The following is a 15,462-nucleotide window of genomic DNA, read 5'->3' as shown; positions in this document are numbered from 1 at the left end:
GTTGCGGTCAAAATTAAAAAAGTTTTGACTAGCACAGCAGATCGCTTTAAACCTTTCACAAATGCGACATAGATTTGCGACATTTCGTCGTCAAATTTGTGAGGCCAAGTGTCGGTGTGTACAATGACCTCCCTTTTGCCCCGCAAAGCTGGCGTACGTTCGGCGCGGATGGCAAGTGGTTGAATTGAAAAGAAATTTGCCTCGATCAGAGGCAGCCTGGTGAGAAAGTGTCTATGAAAGCAGGTCTGTACCAACCAGATGAATTCAAGGATAACTGCGGTTTCGGCCTGATAGCCCATATGCAGGGCGAGCCCAGTCATACCCTTTTGCAAACGGCCATTGAGGCCCTGACCTGCATGACCCACCGCGGTGGGATTAATGCCGACGGCAAGACCGGTGACGGTTGCGGTCTGCTGATTCAAAAGCCGGACGTGTTCCTGCGAGCCATCGCCCAGGAAACCTTCGGCGTCGAAATGCCCAGGCAATATGCGGTGGGCATGGTCTTCTTCAACCAGGACCCGGTCAAAGCCGAAGCCGCTCGCGAGAACATGAACCGCGAGATCCTGGCCGCCGGCTTGCAGCTGGTCGGCTGGCGCAAAGTGCCGATCGACACCAGCGTCCTCGGCCGCCTGGCCCTTGAGCGCCTGCCGCAGATCGAGCAAGTGTTCATCGGTGGTGAAGGCCTGAGCGATCAGGACATGGCGGTCAAGCTGTTCACTTCCCGTCGTCGCTCGTCCGTGGCCAACGCCGCCGACACCGACCACTACGTCTGCAGCTTTTCGCACAAGACCATCATTTACAAAGGCCTGATGATGCCGGCGGACTTGACCGCCTTCTATCCGGACCTGAGCGATGAGCGCCTGCAAACTTCGATTTGCGTGTTCCACCAGCGCTTCTCCACCAACACCCTGCCGAAATGGCCGCTGGCTCAACCGTTCCGCTTCCTGGCGCACAACGGCGAGATCAACACCATCACCGGCAACCGCAACTGGGCCGTGGCTCGTCGCACCAAGTTCACCAACGATTTGATGGACCTGGAAGAACTCGGCCCGCTGGTCAACCGCGTCGGCTCCGACTCCTCCAGCATGGACAACATGCTCGAGCTGATGGTGACCGGTGGCATCGACCTGTTCCGTGGCGTGCGGATGATCATTCCGCCAGCGTGGCAGAACGTCGAGACCATGGACCCGGACCTGCGTGCGTTCTACGAATACAACTCGATGCACATGGAACCGTGGGACGGCCCGGCCGGCGTAGTAATGACCGACGGTCGCTACGCGGTGTGCCTGCTCGACCGTAACGGTCTGCGTCCGGCGCGCTGGGTCACTACCAAGAACGGCTTCATCACCCTGGCTTCGGAAATCGGCGTCTGGAACTACCAGCCTGAAGACGTGATCGCCAAGGGTCGTGTGGGCCCGGGCCAGATCTTTGCCGTGGATACCGAAACCGGGCAGATCCTCGACACCGACGCCATCGACAACCGTCTGAAGTCCCGTCATCCGTACAAGCAATGGCTGCGCAAGAATGCCCTGCGTATCCAGGCGACCATGGAAGACAACGACCACGGTTCGGCGTTCTACGACGTCGATCAGCTCAAGCAATACATGAAGATGTACCAGGTCACGTTCGAAGAGCGCGACCAGGTGCTGCGTCCGCTCGGCGAACAGGGCTACGAAGCCGTGGGCTCGATGGGCGACGATACGCCGATGGCCGTGCTGTCCCAGCGCGTGCGCACGCCGTACGACTATTTCCGCCAGCAGTTCGCGCAGGTCACCAACCCGCCGATCGACCCGCTGCGTGAAGCCATCGTCATGTCGCTGGAGATCTGCCTCGGTGCCGAGCGCAACATTTTCCAGGAGTCGCCGGAACACGCTTCACGCGTGATCCTCAGCTCGCCGGTCATTTCCCCGGCCAAATGGCGCTCGCTGATGAACCTCGATCGCCCAGGTTTCGAGCGCGCGATCATCGACCTGAACTACGACGAAAGCGTCGGCCTCGAAGCGGCGATCCGCAACGTGGCCGATCAGGCTGAAGAAGCCGTGCGTTCCGGTCGTACCCAGGTTGTGCTGAGTGACCGTCACATCGCCCCGGGCAAGTTGCCGATCCACGCCTCCCTGGCTACCGGCGCGGTGCATCACCGCCTGACCGAGAAAGGCCTGCGTTGCGACTCCAACATCCTGGTGGAAACCGCGACCGCTCGCGATCCGCATCACTTCGCCGTGTTGATCGGTTTCGGTGCTTCTGCCGTTTATCCGTTCCTGGCTTACGAAGTGCTCGGTGACCTGATCCGTACCGGTGAAGTACTGGGCGACCTCTATGAGGTGTTCAAGAACTACCGTAAAGGCATCACCAAGGGCCTGCTGAAGATCCTGTCGAAGATGGGCATCTCGACCATCACTTCGTACCGTGGTGCGCAGTTGTTCGAGGCCATCGGCCTGTCCGAGGAAGTCTGCAACCTGAGCTTCCGTGGCGTGCCGAGCCGCATCAAGGGTGCGCGTTTCGTCGACATCGAAGCCGAGCAGAAAGCGCTGGCCAGCGAAGCCTGGAGCCCGCGCAAGCCGATCCAGCAAGGCGGTCTGCTGAAGTTCGTCCACGGTGGCGAATATCACGCGTACAACCCTGACGTGGTCAACACCCTGCAGGCGGCTGTGCAGCAGGGCGACTACAGCAAGTTCAAGGAATACACGTCGCTGGTGGATAACCGCCCGGTGTCGATGATCCGCGACCTGCTGAAAGTCAAAACCCTCGACACTCCTTTGGACATGAGTGAGATCGAACCGCTGGAATCGGTGCTCAAGCGCTTCGACTCCGCCGGTATCTCCCTGGGCGCCCTGTCGCCGGAAGCTCACGAAGCCCTGGCCGAAGCCATGAACCGCCTCGGTGCGCGTTCCAACTCCGGTGAAGGCGGTGAAGACCCGGCGCGCTACGGCACCATCAAGAGCTCGAAAATCAAGCAGGTTGCGACTGGCCGCTTCGGTGTGACACCGGAATACCTGGTCAACGCCGAAGTGCTGCAGATCAAGGTCGCCCAGGGCGCCAAGCCGGGCGAAGGTGGTCAGCTGCCGGGTGGCAAGGTCAACGGTTTGATTGCCAAGCTGCGTTACGCAGTGCCTGGTGTGACCCTGATTTCGCCGCCGCCGCACCACGACATCTATTCGATCGAAGACTTGTCGCAGCTGATTTTCGACCTGAAACAGGTCAACCCGCAGGCGCTGGTCTCGGTGAAGCTGGTAGCGGAAGCGGGCGTCGGCACCATCGCCGCCGGTGTGGCCAAGGCCTATGCGGACTTGATCACCATCTCCGGCTACGACGGCGGTACCGGTGCATCGCCACTGACCTCGATCAAATACGCAGGCGCTCCGTGGGAACTCGGCCTGGCTGAAACCCACCAGACCCTGCGTGGCAACGACTTGCGCGGCAAAGTCCGGGTACAGACCGACGGCGGCCTGAAAACCGGCCTCGACGTGATCAAGGCAGCGATCCTCGGTGCTGAAAGCTTCGGCTTCGGCACTGCGCCAATGATCGCCCTGGGCTGCAAATACCTGCGCATCTGCCACCTGAACAACTGCGCCACCGGTGTCGCGACCCAGAACGAGAAACTGCGCAAGGATCACTACATCGGCACCGTCGAAATGGTGGTGAACTTCTTCACCTACGTCGCTGAAGAAACCCGTGAGTGGCTGGCCAAGCTGGGCGTGCGCTCCCTCGAAGAGCTGATCGGCCGTACCGATCTGCTGGAAGTCCTCGAAGGCCAGACCGCCAAGCAACATCACCTCGACCTGACCCCGTTGCTGGGCAGCGACCACGTGCCGGCGGACAAGCCACAGTTCTGTGGCGTGGAGCGCAACCCTCCGTTCGACAAGGGCCTGCTGGCCGAGAAAATGGTCGCCATGGCTACTTCGGCGATCAATGACTTGAGCGGCGCCGAGTTTGATCTGGAAATCTGCAACTGCGACCGCTCCATCGGTGCACGGATCTCTGGCGAAATCGCGCGTAAGCACGGCAACCAGGGCATGGCCAACGCCCCGATCACCTTCCGCTTCAAGGGCACGGCCGGGCAGAGCTTCGGTGTGTGGAACGCCGGCGGCCTGAACATGTACCTGGAAGGCGACGCCAACGACTACGTCGGCAAGGGCATGACCGGCGGCAAGCTGGTGATCGTTCCGCCGAAGGGCAGCGTCTACCGCACTCAGGACAGTGCCATCATCGGCAACACCTGCCTGTACGGCGCTACCGGCGGCAAGCTGTTCGCTGCCGGCACCGCGGGCGAGCGCTTCGCCGTGCGTAACTCCGGTGCCCACACCGTGGTGGAAGGCACTGGCGATCACTGCTGCGAGTACATGACCGGTGGTTTCGTCTGCGTGTTGGGCAAGACCGGTTACAACTTCGGCTCTGGCATGACCGGCGGTTTCGCCTATGTGCTCGACCAGGACAACACCTTTGTTGACCGGGTCAACCACGAACTGGTGGAAATCCAGCGGATCAGCGGCGAGGCGATGGAAGCCTACCGCAGCCACCTGCAACGCGTGCTGAACGAGTACGTCGAGGAAACCGACAGCGAGTGGGGTCGTGAACTCGCCGAGAACCTCGATGATTACGTGCGTCGTTTCTGGCTGGTCAAGCCCAAGGCTGCCAACCTGAAATCGTTGCTTTCCAGCACCCGTGCCAACCCGCAGTGATATGCGCCTGAAGAGTTTGATGAGGTTTTAAAATGGCTGAACGTCTGAATAATGACTTCCAGTTCATCGAGGTCGGGCGCAAGGATCCGAAGAAGAAACTGTTGCGTCAACGCAAGAAAGAGTTCGTGGAAATCTACGAACCCTTCAAACCCCAGCAGTCGGCCGACCAGGCCCACCGCTGCCTGGGTTGCGGTAACCCGTATTGCGAATGGAAGTGCCCGGTGCACAACTTCATTCCCAACTGGCTGAGACTGGTGGCCGAGGGCAACATCCTCCAGGCCGCCGAGCTGTCGCACCAGACCAACACCCTGCCGGAAGTCTGCGGCCGGGTGTGCCCGCAGGACCGTCTGTGCGAGGGTGCCTGCACCCTCAACGACGGCTTCGGCGCGGTGACCATCGGTTCGGTGGAGAAGTACATCACCGACACAGCGTTCGCCATGGGCTGGCGCCCGGACATGTCCAAGGTCAAACCGACCGGCAAGCGTGTCGCGATCATCGGTGCCGGGCCTGCTGGCCTGGGTTGCGCCGACGTGCTGGTGCGTGGCGGCGTGACCCCGGTGGTGTTCGACAAGAACCCGGAAATCGGTGGCCTGCTGACCTTCGGCATCCCCGAGTTCAAGCTGGAAAAGACCGTACTGAGCAATCGTCGCGAAGTTTTCAGCGGCATGGGCATCGAGTTTCGCCTCAACACCGAGGTGGGCAAGGACGTGACCATGGAGCAACTGCTCGAAGAATACGATGCGGTATTCATGGGCATGGGCACCTACACCTACATGAAGGGCGGCTTTGCCGGTGAAGACCTGCCGGGGGTGTACGACGCGCTGGACTTCCTGATCGCCAACGTCAACCGCAACCTGGGCTTTGAAAAGTCGCCGGAAGATTTCGTCGACATGAAAGGCAAGAAGGTCGTGGTCCTGGGCGGTGGTGACACGGCGATGGACTGCAACCGTACGTCGATCCGCCAGGGCGCCAAGTCGGTGACCTGCGCTTATCGTCGTGACGAAGCGAACATGCCGGGCTCGCGCAAAGAGGTGAAGAACGCCAAGGAAGAAGGTGTGAAGTTCCTCTATAACCGCCAGCCGATCGCGATTGTCGGTGAGGACAAGGTCGAAGGCGTGAAGGTGGTCGAGACCCGTCTCGGCGAACCGGACGCCCGTGGCCGTCGCAGCCCCGAGCCGATCCCGGGCTCCGAAGAGATCATCCCGGCCGACGCCGTGGTCATCGCTTTCGGTTTCCGCCCGAGCCCGGCGCCGTGGTTTGAACAGTTCGAGATCCAGACCGACAGTCAGGGCCGTGTTGTGGCACCGGAACAAGGCCAGTACAAGCACCAGACCAGCAACCCGAAAATCTTCGCCGGTGGCGATATGGTGCGCGGTTCCGACCTGGTGGTGACGGCGATCTTCGAAGGCCGTAATGCGGCCGAAGGGATCCTGGATTACCTGGGCGTCTGACCACTTTCCAGAAATGGGATGCGGTCAAAATGTGGGAGCGGGCTTGCTCGCGAAGAGGGAGTGTCAGTCGACTCAATATTGACAGGCACACCGAATTCGCGAGCAAGCCCGCTCCCACAGTTGTTTCGCGGTGTTGCTAAACTCTGTATTTCATTGCGACAAATTGACCCGATAGACAAAAGAGCTCCGCTCTTGCCGTGCCTTTTGCGCCCGGCTCTGAGAAAATACCCGCACTTTTTTTCCGGATGCCGACATGACTGCCCTGAAGAACGACCGTTTTCTCCGCGCCCTGCTCAAGCAACCCGTAGACGTCACCCCTGTGTGGATGATGCGTCAAGCCGGTCGCTACCTGCCTGAATACCGCGCCAGCCGTGGCAAGGCCGGCGATTTCATGAGCCTGTGCATGAACCCGGCGTTCGCTTGCGAAGTCACGATGCAGCCGCTCGATCGCTATCCAGAACTGGATGCGGCGATCCTCTTTTCCGACATCCTGACCATCCCCGATGCCATGGGCCAAGGCCTGTACTTCGAATCAGGCGAAGGGCCGCGCTTCAAAAAAGTCGTCAGCACCCTGGCCGACATCGAAGCCCTGCCGATTCCCGATCCACAGAAAGACCTGGGCTACGTGATGGACGCGGTCAGCACCATCCGTCGCGAACTGAACGGCCGAGTGCCATTGATCGGCTTCTCCGGCAGCCCGTGGACCCTGGCCACCTACATGGTCGAAGGCGGCTCGTCGAAAGACTTCCGCAAAACCAAGTCCATGCTCTACGACAACCCGCAAGCCATGCACCTGCTGCTGGATAAACTCGCGCAGTCGGTCACCAGCTACCTCAATGGCCAGATCATGGCCGGTGCACAAGCAGTGCAGATTTTCGATACCTGGGGCGGCAACCTGTCGGCAGCGGCCTACCAGGAGTTCTCCCTGGCCTACATGCGCAAAATCGTCAGCGGCCTGATCCGCGAGCACGAAGGTCGCAAGGTGCCGGTGATCCTGTTCACCAAAAACGGCGGCCTGTGGCTGGAGAGCATTGCCGAGGCCGGCGCCGATGCATTGGGCCTGGACTGGACCTGCGACATCGGCAACGCCCGCGCCCGTGTCGGCGACAAGGTCGCGCTGCAAGGCAACATGGACCCGACCGTGCTCTACGCCAAACCGGAAGCCATCCGTGCAGAAGTCGGCCGCATCCTGGCCAGCTACGGCAAAGGCAGCGGCCACGTGTTCAACCTCGGTCATGGCATTACGCCGGAAGTCGATCCGGAACACGCCGGTGCTTTCCTGCGTGCCGTGCATGAATTGTCGGCGCAATATCACGAATAACAGCCAACGCCGTTTTCCAGAAGCCTGTCCCGCCTTGTGCCGGACAGGCTTTTTTATGGCCTGCAGAAACATTGCCCGGATAAAGCGTTTCTTCCTGTAAGAGTGTTTTCTTTCTTTGTCGGAAAAACGAACGCGCAGACTATTCCCGCCCGGCTTGATGATTAGTCCTACATAGAACTCTTCGCCATCCCAGTAAGGTTCCAGACCCCCTGTTCAGGACAACGCTGAACAGTAACGAAGTAAACATCGCCGCCTGCAAGGCGCCTTGTTTTCGATAAGCAGTCTGGAACACATCATGAAAATTACATTTGATAAAAGAAGTGCCCTGACGGCCTGCACTTCATCGATGATCCTGTTATCGGCAATGCTGGCCTCTCAAACCGTTTCCGCCCATGGCTACCTGGAAGTGCCACCTTCACGCGCATTGGCTTGCCAGAAAGGATTGAACACCAACTGCGGTGGCGCGCAATACGAGCCGCAGAGTGTCGGTGAAACCTTCAAAGGCTTTCCGGCCGGCGTTGGCGGCGCTCCCTTGCAAGGGCCGGTCGATGGCAAGATCGCCAGCGGTGGTCACGCGCTGTTCTCTGCCATGGACGCACAGTCCGCCGCTCGCTGGCACCTGACGGAAATCAAGGATCGCAATATTGATTTCCAATGGCGTTACACCGCCATTCACCCAGCCACCAAGCACGAGTATTTCATCACTCGCAACGGCTGGAACCCGAACGAATCGCTCAAGCGCATCACGTTCGAAAGCGCACCGTTCTGCACCATCGACGGCAGCAACCAGTTACCTGTGTCCGGTGCCAAACACAACTGCACCATCCCGGCAGACAAGTCCGGCCATCACGTGATCCTGGCGATCTGGACCGTGGGCGATACCGATGCCGCGTTCTACAACGCGGCGGATGTCAACATTCTTGCCGAAGCAGAGTTGCCGGGTGGCTGGACCTCCGTGGGCAGCATCGCGCCTTCCACCGCGTTGCTGGTGGGTGACAAGGTCAAGGCCCGTGCGTTCACCGCCAATGGCGAGAGCCCGGACTACAGCGTCGAAGTCAGCATTGATAACGCTGAAGAGGGCACGCCGCAAAACTGGTCGTTCAAGCTGGCAGAAAAAATCAACCAGACCCACACCCTCGTTCGCGCCGGTATCCGTGACGAGAGCGGCAATGTCGAGCCGGTCAAAGGCACCAACAGCCTCTACGCACAAAAAGAAAGCGGCGTAGTGCGCTACGAAGTGCAGCTGGACATGAAGGAAGACGCCGCAGCTCGCATGTCGGTGGCCTCGCAGCAAGCCGAATACGTTCTGGATAAAGGCCAGGCCAAGGTCGAGTTCAGCATGATCGCGAACCGTGCGATGAACGTCGAAGCGACCTTGCTCGATCAGAGCAACAAGCCAGTGGGAACCACTTCGGCTCAGGTGGCCAGCGGTTCCACCTGGCTGTCCATGGATGTGCGCAGCAACCCGGGCGCACACACCCTGACCCTGGTCGGCACCACCCTGGATGGCCGCACCACACGTCAGGACACCCAGACTACCCAACTGACCGGTGAAGGCGCGGGCGTCGAATACGATTTCGTGTTCCCTGAAGGCTTCAGCGGCTACACCGCGGGTACCAAAGTTCTGCAACCGAAGACCAACGAAGTCTTCGAGTGCAAGCCTTTCCCGGCGTCGGGTTACTGCAAGCAGTACAGCCCCAACGCCAACGGGTTTGAACCGGGTGTCGGTGCTCACTGGCACATGGCATGGGACAAGTTGTAAGTCCCCCTTGTAGCACTTCAGGCGATCGTTAGCCGATCGCCTGAAGGTTTATTCCTCTGACGTTGATCGAGTTGAAAATGACGGTTTCGGGTTATTCCAGACAGCGCGTGCTGCTGCATTGGTTGTCTGCGGTGGTGATCCTGTGGACCTTGCTGTCTGGTTTTTTTGTGGCCGGTTTCGAGGTGTCAGCGCACATCAAGGAGTCAGTTGCATTCTTCAATGTTTCGCTGACGACAGTGTTCATACCGTTCTATGTGTGGCGCCTGTTTCTGTTTTTCACTCATACCGGTTTTTCGGGTATGAGGTCGTTGTCGCTTGTCGAAGTGCTCGTGTTGTTTGCGCACTCATTGATTTACCTCCTCGTCGGTGCCGTTCTGGTGACCGGCGTGTTGATGATGGATCGCCCGATCGATGTATTCGGGGTTATCGAGATCGCTCAGCCGTTAAGCGATCCACGACTGATAGCCCTGTTCGTCACAGTCCACATCTGGGCGTGTGTGGTGCTGTCACTGTTGATTGCCGCGCACATCGGCGCCGTCATCGTGCATGAGGCCTGCAACCATCGGGTGTTGCGACGGATGTCTTTGCGGTTGTGCGGCAGGCCTGCATCCGGGCGACTCGAGTGAGCTCATGCTGAAGTTTTCACTCGAGCGTTTGCGCGGTCTTGCTTTGCGTCTGTGCAAGGCGAGCCTGCTGATTGTGCCGCTGGTCTACGGGGCATTTCTGGTCTGGCAAGAGTGGCGCTATCGCCAACAGCTGACCTCGCCAATGCTGGTCGAAACACCGCGGATCGTTCCCGCCCCCCGTCAGGCGCTCGACACAACGGCAGTTGCAACGGTACTCGGCCTGACGACTGGCGCCGAACGGCTGCCAAGCGCCGAACCGTTGACCTTGCAGGCGAGCTTCGTCGTTAGCCACGGTTTGTCCCGGGTGTTGCTGGCTGACTCGCAGGGCGCGCGCATCTACCAGGTCGGCGAGCGCTTGCCGGGTGGCAGCGTCTTGCGTCGCGTCGAGGTCGAGCATGCGGTGTTGTGGAGCAGGGGCCGAGAGGAACTATTGACGCTCCAGCCTCCCGTCACGGGTTTTCTGCAACGGCTCGATCCCCACGGCAAGCCGCAAGTGCCCAGCGCTTCTCCGCGTTTTTTTAGCCCGTTGTCCGGGCCGACAGAGTGATCAAGTTCATGAATAGCTTTCTCGGTGCACAAGCACTGCGGCCGGTGCTTTTTTTCGTCGCCATGGCGGTAACGCTTTCCCACGGCGCACTTCAAGCCGAGGAAGAAAAATGGCAGTTGGCGATGAATAACGCTGAGCTGCGCGACATCGTCGAAGAGATCTCCGGCATTCTGGGAACCACCGTGGTGCTGGACCCCAAGGTCTCCGGTCGTATCACCGTCATGTCTCGGCAGGCCCTCGATCGTGAAGGGGTGCATCGGTTGTTCTATTCGGTGCTCGACGCCCACCATTTTACGGTGATCGATGAGGGCGACCGGATTCTCATCACCCCGGTCGCCGAGGCCAGGACCCGGGCCGGTCGGGGCACGGTAAAAACCACCACGGCATCGCAGTTCGTGACCGAAGTCATCGGCTTGAACACCGGCAGCGCCTCCGATATTGCCGGGCTGGTGCGACCGCTGGTCTCTGCCAATGGTTATGTCGGTCCTTCAGTGTCGGCCAACGCGTTGGTGTTGACCGATACGGCCGCCAACGTGAAACGCATCGCCCGGGTGATCCGCGAACTGGACTCGGGCCAGAACAACCTGCACGCGGTGATTCAGCTCAACCATGCTCAAGCGGGCGATCTTGCGCCGGTGATCGAGGCCTCAATGGGCAAGCGCAATGCCGAGTCAGCGATACAGGTACTGGCTGACACCCGGACCAATCGCCTGATTTTCATGGGCCCGCCGGTCGTTCGCCAGCGCTTGATCGAGCTGGCCCGTGGTCTCGACACGCCGGCCACCACGACCCTCGACAACGCCCGGGTGATTCGCCTGCGTCACAGTGATGCCAAGCAGTTGGCCGAGATTCTGGAGTCGATGGGGCAGGGCAGAAAACAGGCGCCCGCCATGGGCGGCACCAAGGACATGTCGGGCGGCGCAACCTTCATGATCAAGGCTGACGAGAGCCAGAACGCGCTGGTGCTGATTGCCGATCCGGCACAGGTGCGGACCATCGAAAGCATCGTGCGCCAGCTGGACCAGCCGCGGGCCCAGGTGTTGATCCATGCCGCCATCGTCGAAATCTCCGGCGACATCGCTGAGGCCGTCGGAGTGCAGTGGAACCTCAACACGGGCGATGCCAAGGGCTTCATCAACTTTCCCGGCACCGACATTCCGATTGTCGGCGGGTTGAAGTTCGACGAGAAACAATCGGCGCCGGAAGGGGCGATCCTGCAACTGGGCAGTGACCGCTTCGGCGCGCTGATTTCGGCCCTGGCCAGTAACACGCACAGCAACCTGCTGTCCACGCCGAGCCTGTTGACCCTGGACAATCAGGAAGCGGAAATCATCGTCGGCCAGAACGTGCCATTCAAGACCGGCTCCTACGCCACCAACAGCAACGGCGCGGAGAATCCGTTCACCACCGTCGAGCGCAAGGATGTCGGCATCAGCCTGAAGATCAAGCCTTACATCAACGAAGGCTCGACGTTGCGCCTGGAGGTCGAGCAGGAAGTGTCGGACATCGCCCCCTCGGTGTCGGGCATCGACTCCTCGGACCTGATCACCAACAAGCGAGCGCTCAAAAGCACCATCCTCGCCGACGATGGCGAAATCATCGTGATCGGCGGCCTGATCCGCGACAGCGTGCGCACCCAGAAAAGCGGCGTGCCGCTGTTGCGTGACATTCCCTACCTCGGCGCGATGTTCCGCTGGAGCCGCGATACCCAGACCAAAAGCAATCTGATGGTGTTCTTGCGCCCGACCATCGTGCGCAGCAAGGAAGACCTGTCCCAAGTCAGCCAGCAGCGTTACAACGCGCTGCGTGACCTGAGCAAATCAGGGGCGGGGGAAAACAACTCGTTGTTGCTGCCATCCGAGGCACGCGGGCTGTTTGAACCGGCCAGTGCCGCGCCAGTGTTCGACTTGCGCGGCAAGGCGCAGTAAACCCATGGGTGAATTCAGCGAGCAATTGCCCTTTGGCTTCGCCCGGCGTTTTGGTGTGTTGCTCGAGCGTGATGGCGACGATCTGCGCCTTGCCCTGCGCAGCGATGCACCGCTCAGCGCATTGGCGGAAGCGCGCCGGGTGTGCGGGCCGACGCTGCCGGTTGTCATCGTCGACGCCGATGAATACGCCTCACGCCTGGCGGCAGCCTATCGCGAGGGACAAAGCGCGGTGGAGCAGGTAGCCCAAGGGCTGGACGAAGAACTGGACTTGCTCAGCCTGGTCGACCAAGTGCCGCAAACCGCCGACCTGCTGGAGCAACAGGGCGATGCGCCGATCATTCGCCTGATCAACGCACTGCTCGGTGAAGCCGTGCGCGAACACGCCTCGGACGTGCACCTGGAAACCTTCGAGCACTACCTGTCGGTGCGTATGCGGGTCGATGGCCAGCTGCGTGAAATGCTCCGGCCCAAGCGCGAGCTGGCGACGCTGCTGGTGTCGCGGATCAAGGTCATGGCGCGCCTGGACATCGCGGAAAAACGCGTGCCCCAGGACGGGCGAATGGCCTTGCGCCTGGCCGGACATGAAGTCGATGTGCGGGTCTCGACGCTGCCTTCGGCCCACGGTGAACGGGTGGTGCTGCGCCTGCTCGACAAGCAGGCCGGGCGGCTGGACCTGCATCGGCTGGGCATGCCGGACGTTACCCTCGCAACCCTGCGCCAGTTGTTGGGCAAACCCCACGGCATCCTGTTGGTGACCGGGCCAACCGGCTCCGGCAAGACCACCAGCCTGTACGCCGCGTTGAGCAGTCTGAATGACCAGACCCGCAACATCCTGACCGTCGAAGACCCGATCGAATATCACCTGCCGGGCGTGGGCCAGATGCCGGTCAATCCGAAAGTCGACATGACCTTTGCCCGAGGCCTGCGGGCGATTCTGCGCCAGGACCCGGACGTGGTGATGGTCGGCGAAATCCGCGACCGCGAAACCGCCGACATCGCTGTCCAGGCATCTTTGACCGGGCATCTGGTGCTGTCGACCTTGCACACCAACAGCGCGGCCGGCGCCATCACGCGGCTGGTCGACATGGGCGTCGATGCCTATCTGCTGGCGTCCTCGCTGGTGGGCATTGTGGCCCAGCGCCTGCTGCGCACCTTGTGCCCCCGTTGCAAGGTTTCGTACATCGCTGATGCGCTGGCCTGCCAGCGCCTGGGGCTCGACACGGCCACGCAGCACACCCTGTTCAAAGCCTCGGGCTGTGAGCAGTGCCAGCACGGCTACCGCGGGCGCATCGGCATTTACGAATTGATCAGCGTGACGCCTGCCATCTCGGCGCTGATCCATCAGGGCGCCCGTGAGCAAATCCTGGTCGACGAAGCGCGCAAGGCCTCCGGCAGCCTGTTCCAGGACGGATGCCAGCGGGTGCTGGACGGATTGACCAGCCTCGATGAGTTGCTGCGTGTGACGCAGGAGAACTGAGCGGTGCCGACCTTCGACTACCGCGCCCACGATACCCGGGGACGCTCCTGCAAGGGGCGCCTGGAGGCCGATGGCCCCCGCCATGCGCGACAGTTGTTGCGCGAGCGTGGGCTGTGGCCACGTGTTTTGACCGAGGTCAGGGCAGGCAGCGGTGCAGGCAAACTATCGCGTGGCGGACGCCTGAGCGCTGCTGATCTGGCGTTGTTGACGTTGCAACTGTCAACGCTGGTTCAGGCCGGACTGCCCCTGGAAGAAGCGCTCGAAGCGGTGGCCAGGCAAAGCTCGAAATCCAGGGTCGCAGGTCTGTTGTCGGCGGTCAGGCGCCGGGTGATGGAGGGGCATGCACTGGCCTCGGCCCTGGGACAATTTCCCAGGGCTTTCCCCGAATTGTTTCGCGCCACCGTGGCCGCCGGCGAACGTTCGGGGCATTTGGGCCATGTGCTGGAGCAACTGGCGACCTACACCCAGGCGCGCCAGGCCTCGCGGCAAAAGATCCAGATGGCTCTGGTGTACCCGTTGATCCTGATGTTGGCCAGTGTAGCGATCGTCGGTTTTCTGCTCGGCTATGTGGTGCCGGATGTGGTGAAGATCTTCGTCGACAGCGGCCAGCCGTTGCCTTGGCTGACCCAGGCACTGATTGGCGTGAGCAACGGCCTGCGCAACCATTTCCTGTTGTTGATCAGCGTGCTGGCGATGCTGTTCGGCCTGTGGCGCTGGAGCTGGCAGCAGACACAGTGGCGGCTGCGCTGGCATCGTTGGGTGCTTGACGCGCCTGTCATCGGCGAGGTGTTGCGTGCCATGGAGGCGGCGCGGTTTGCCAGCACTTTGGCCATTCTCGGCAAAAGTGCCGTGCCGTTGGTGGATGCACTGGAAATTGCCGCCGCAGTCATCGGCAACCTGACCATCCGTGCGCGGATGGTCGATGTCGCCCGCTCGGTCCGCGAAGGCGGAACGCTGACCCGTGGCCTGGAACTGAGCGGCGATATCCCGCCGATGATGCTGCACATGATCGCCAGCGGCGAACGTGCCGGCGAACTCGACCGCATGTTGGCCCGGGCCGCCGAACAACAGGAAAGCAGCCTCGCCGCGCGCATTGCGCTGGTGGTGAGCCTGTTCGAGCCGGCCATGCTGGTGCTGATGGGCGGCGTCGTACTGCTGATCGTCATGGCCATCCTGCTCCCGATTCTCAGCCTCAACCAATTGGTGAATTGATCCATGCGACTTGTCCGCAAAAGCCTTTCCCGCGTGCAACGCGGTTTTACCCTGATCGAAATCATGGTGGTGGTGGTCATCATCGGCGTGCTGGGCGCCATCGTGGTGCCACAGTTCATGAGCCGCCCCGATCAAGCCAAGGTCACTGCCGCCAGAATCGATATCCAGGCCATCGCTACCGCCCTGGAAATGTATCGCCTCGACAACGCCCATTACCCTTCGACCCAGCAAGGCCTGGAAGCGTTGGTCAAACGTCCTTCCGGACTGCCCGCGGCTCGCGGCTGGAACCCTCAGGGTTACCTCAAGAGCATGCCGGTCGATCCGTGGAACACGCCTTATCAGTACCTCAATCCGGGTGTGCGCTCGGCGGATGGCACTTACGACCTGTACTCCCTGGGTGCCGATGGCATAGCCGGCGGTGAAGGGTTTGCAGCCGAAATCGGCAATTGGGGCCATTGA

The 15,462-nt window shown here is 60.9% G+C and carries 10 protein-coding genes; all 10 read left to right on the top strand.

The window, feature by feature from the left end:
* Positions 1–233 precede the first annotated feature (233 nt).
* The 10 genes from gltB (at position 234) to gspG (ending at position 15,462) form a co-directional block, all read left to right on the top strand.
* Positions 234–4,679: a glutamate synthase large subunit gene (gene gltB / locus ABIA48_RS12955; RefSeq protein WP_429489098.1), complete on the top strand. Its 4,446-nt coding sequence runs from the start codon at positions 234–236 to the stop codon at positions 4,677–4,679.
* A 32-nt stretch (positions 4,680–4,711) separates the two neighbouring features.
* Entirely contained in the window at positions 4,712–6,130 is a 1,419-nt protein-coding gene (locus tag ABIA48_RS12950; protein ID WP_429489097.1) for an FAD-dependent oxidoreductase, read from the top strand.
* A gap of 253 nt (positions 6,131–6,383) precedes the next feature.
* The gene (hemE, locus tag ABIA48_RS12945) at positions 6,384–7,451 is read left to right on the top strand and encodes a uroporphyrinogen decarboxylase (protein ID WP_277533859.1); all 1,068 of its coding nucleotides are present in this window, start codon (positions 6,384–6,386) and stop codon (positions 7,449–7,451) included.
* Positions 7,452–7,746: 295 nt separating this feature from the next.
* Entirely contained in the window at positions 7,747–9,213 is a 1,467-nt protein-coding gene (gene gbpA / locus ABIA48_RS12940; protein ID WP_429489095.1) for an N-acetylglucosamine-binding protein GbpA, read from the top strand.
* A 77-nt stretch (positions 9,214–9,290) separates the two neighbouring features.
* The gene (locus ABIA48_RS12935; protein WP_429489093.1) at positions 9,291–9,839 is read left to right on the top strand and encodes a cytochrome b; all 549 of its coding nucleotides are present in this window, start codon (positions 9,291–9,293) and stop codon (positions 9,837–9,839) included.
* 4 nt (positions 9,840–9,843) lie between these two features.
* Positions 9,844–10,386, top strand: coding sequence for a hypothetical protein (locus ABIA48_RS12930; RefSeq protein WP_429489091.1), 543 nt, complete (start codon positions 9,844–9,846; stop codon positions 10,384–10,386).
* 8 nt (positions 10,387–10,394) lie between these two features.
* A complete protein-coding gene (gene gspD / locus ABIA48_RS12925) occupies positions 10,395–12,314 on the top strand; it encodes a type II secretion system secretin GspD (protein ID WP_429489090.1) in 1,920 nt (639 codons plus the stop codon).
* Between the two features lie 4 nt (positions 12,315–12,318).
* Positions 12,319–13,791, top strand: a complete 1,473-nt coding sequence (gene gspE, locus ABIA48_RS12920) for a type II secretion system ATPase GspE (RefSeq protein ID WP_429489088.1) — start codon at positions 12,319–12,321, stop codon at positions 13,789–13,791.
* A gap of 3 nt (positions 13,792–13,794) precedes the next feature.
* Positions 13,795–15,003 (top strand): type II secretion system inner membrane protein GspF, encoded by a 1,209-nt coding sequence (gspF, locus tag ABIA48_RS12915; RefSeq protein WP_429489086.1) that lies wholly within the window; start codon positions 13,795–13,797, stop codon positions 15,001–15,003.
* Positions 15,004–15,006: 3 nt separating this feature from the next.
* Positions 15,007–15,462 carry a type II secretion system major pseudopilin GspG gene (gene gspG / locus ABIA48_RS12910; RefSeq protein ID WP_429489084.1) on the top strand — a complete coding sequence of 152 codons (456 nt, stop codon included), beginning with the start codon at positions 15,007–15,009 and terminating at the stop codon, positions 15,460–15,462.

This window comes from Pseudomonas sp. S30_BP2TU TE3576 (genome assembly GCF_050436025.1).
Taxonomy (GTDB): Bacteria; Pseudomonadota; Gammaproteobacteria; order Pseudomonadales; family Pseudomonadaceae; genus Aquipseudomonas.
Note: the sequence above shows the minus strand (reverse complement) of the source record. Positions and strands in the feature narration are given on the sequence as shown.

Excerpts from the sequence above, each read along its gene's own strand:
- ABIA48_RS12930 (WP_429489091.1), top strand. The coding sequence starts at position 9,844 with ATGCTGAAGTTTTCACTCGAGCGTTTGCGCGGTCTTGCTTTGCGTCTG.
- gltB (WP_429489098.1), top strand. The coding sequence starts at position 234 with ATGAAAGCAGGTCTGTACCAACCAGATGAATTCAAGGATAACTGCGGT.
- ABIA48_RS12935 (WP_429489093.1), top strand. The coding sequence starts at position 9,291 with ATGACGGTTTCGGGTTATTCCAGACAGCGCGTGCTGCTGCATTGGTTG.
- gspE (WP_429489088.1), top strand. The coding sequence starts at position 12,319 with ATGGGTGAATTCAGCGAGCAATTGCCCTTTGGCTTCGCCCGGCGTTTT.
- gspD (WP_429489090.1), top strand. The coding sequence starts at position 10,395 with ATGAATAGCTTTCTCGGTGCACAAGCACTGCGGCCGGTGCTTTTTTTC.
- hemE (WP_277533859.1), top strand. The coding sequence starts at position 6,384 with ATGACTGCCCTGAAGAACGACCGTTTTCTCCGCGCCCTGCTCAAGCAA.
- gbpA (WP_429489095.1), top strand. The coding sequence starts at position 7,747 with ATGAAAATTACATTTGATAAAAGAAGTGCCCTGACGGCCTGCACTTCA.
- ABIA48_RS12950 (WP_429489097.1), top strand. The coding sequence starts at position 4,712 with ATGGCTGAACGTCTGAATAATGACTTCCAGTTCATCGAGGTCGGGCGC.
- gspG (WP_429489084.1), top strand. The coding sequence starts at position 15,007 with ATGCGACTTGTCCGCAAAAGCCTTTCCCGCGTGCAACGCGGTTTTACC.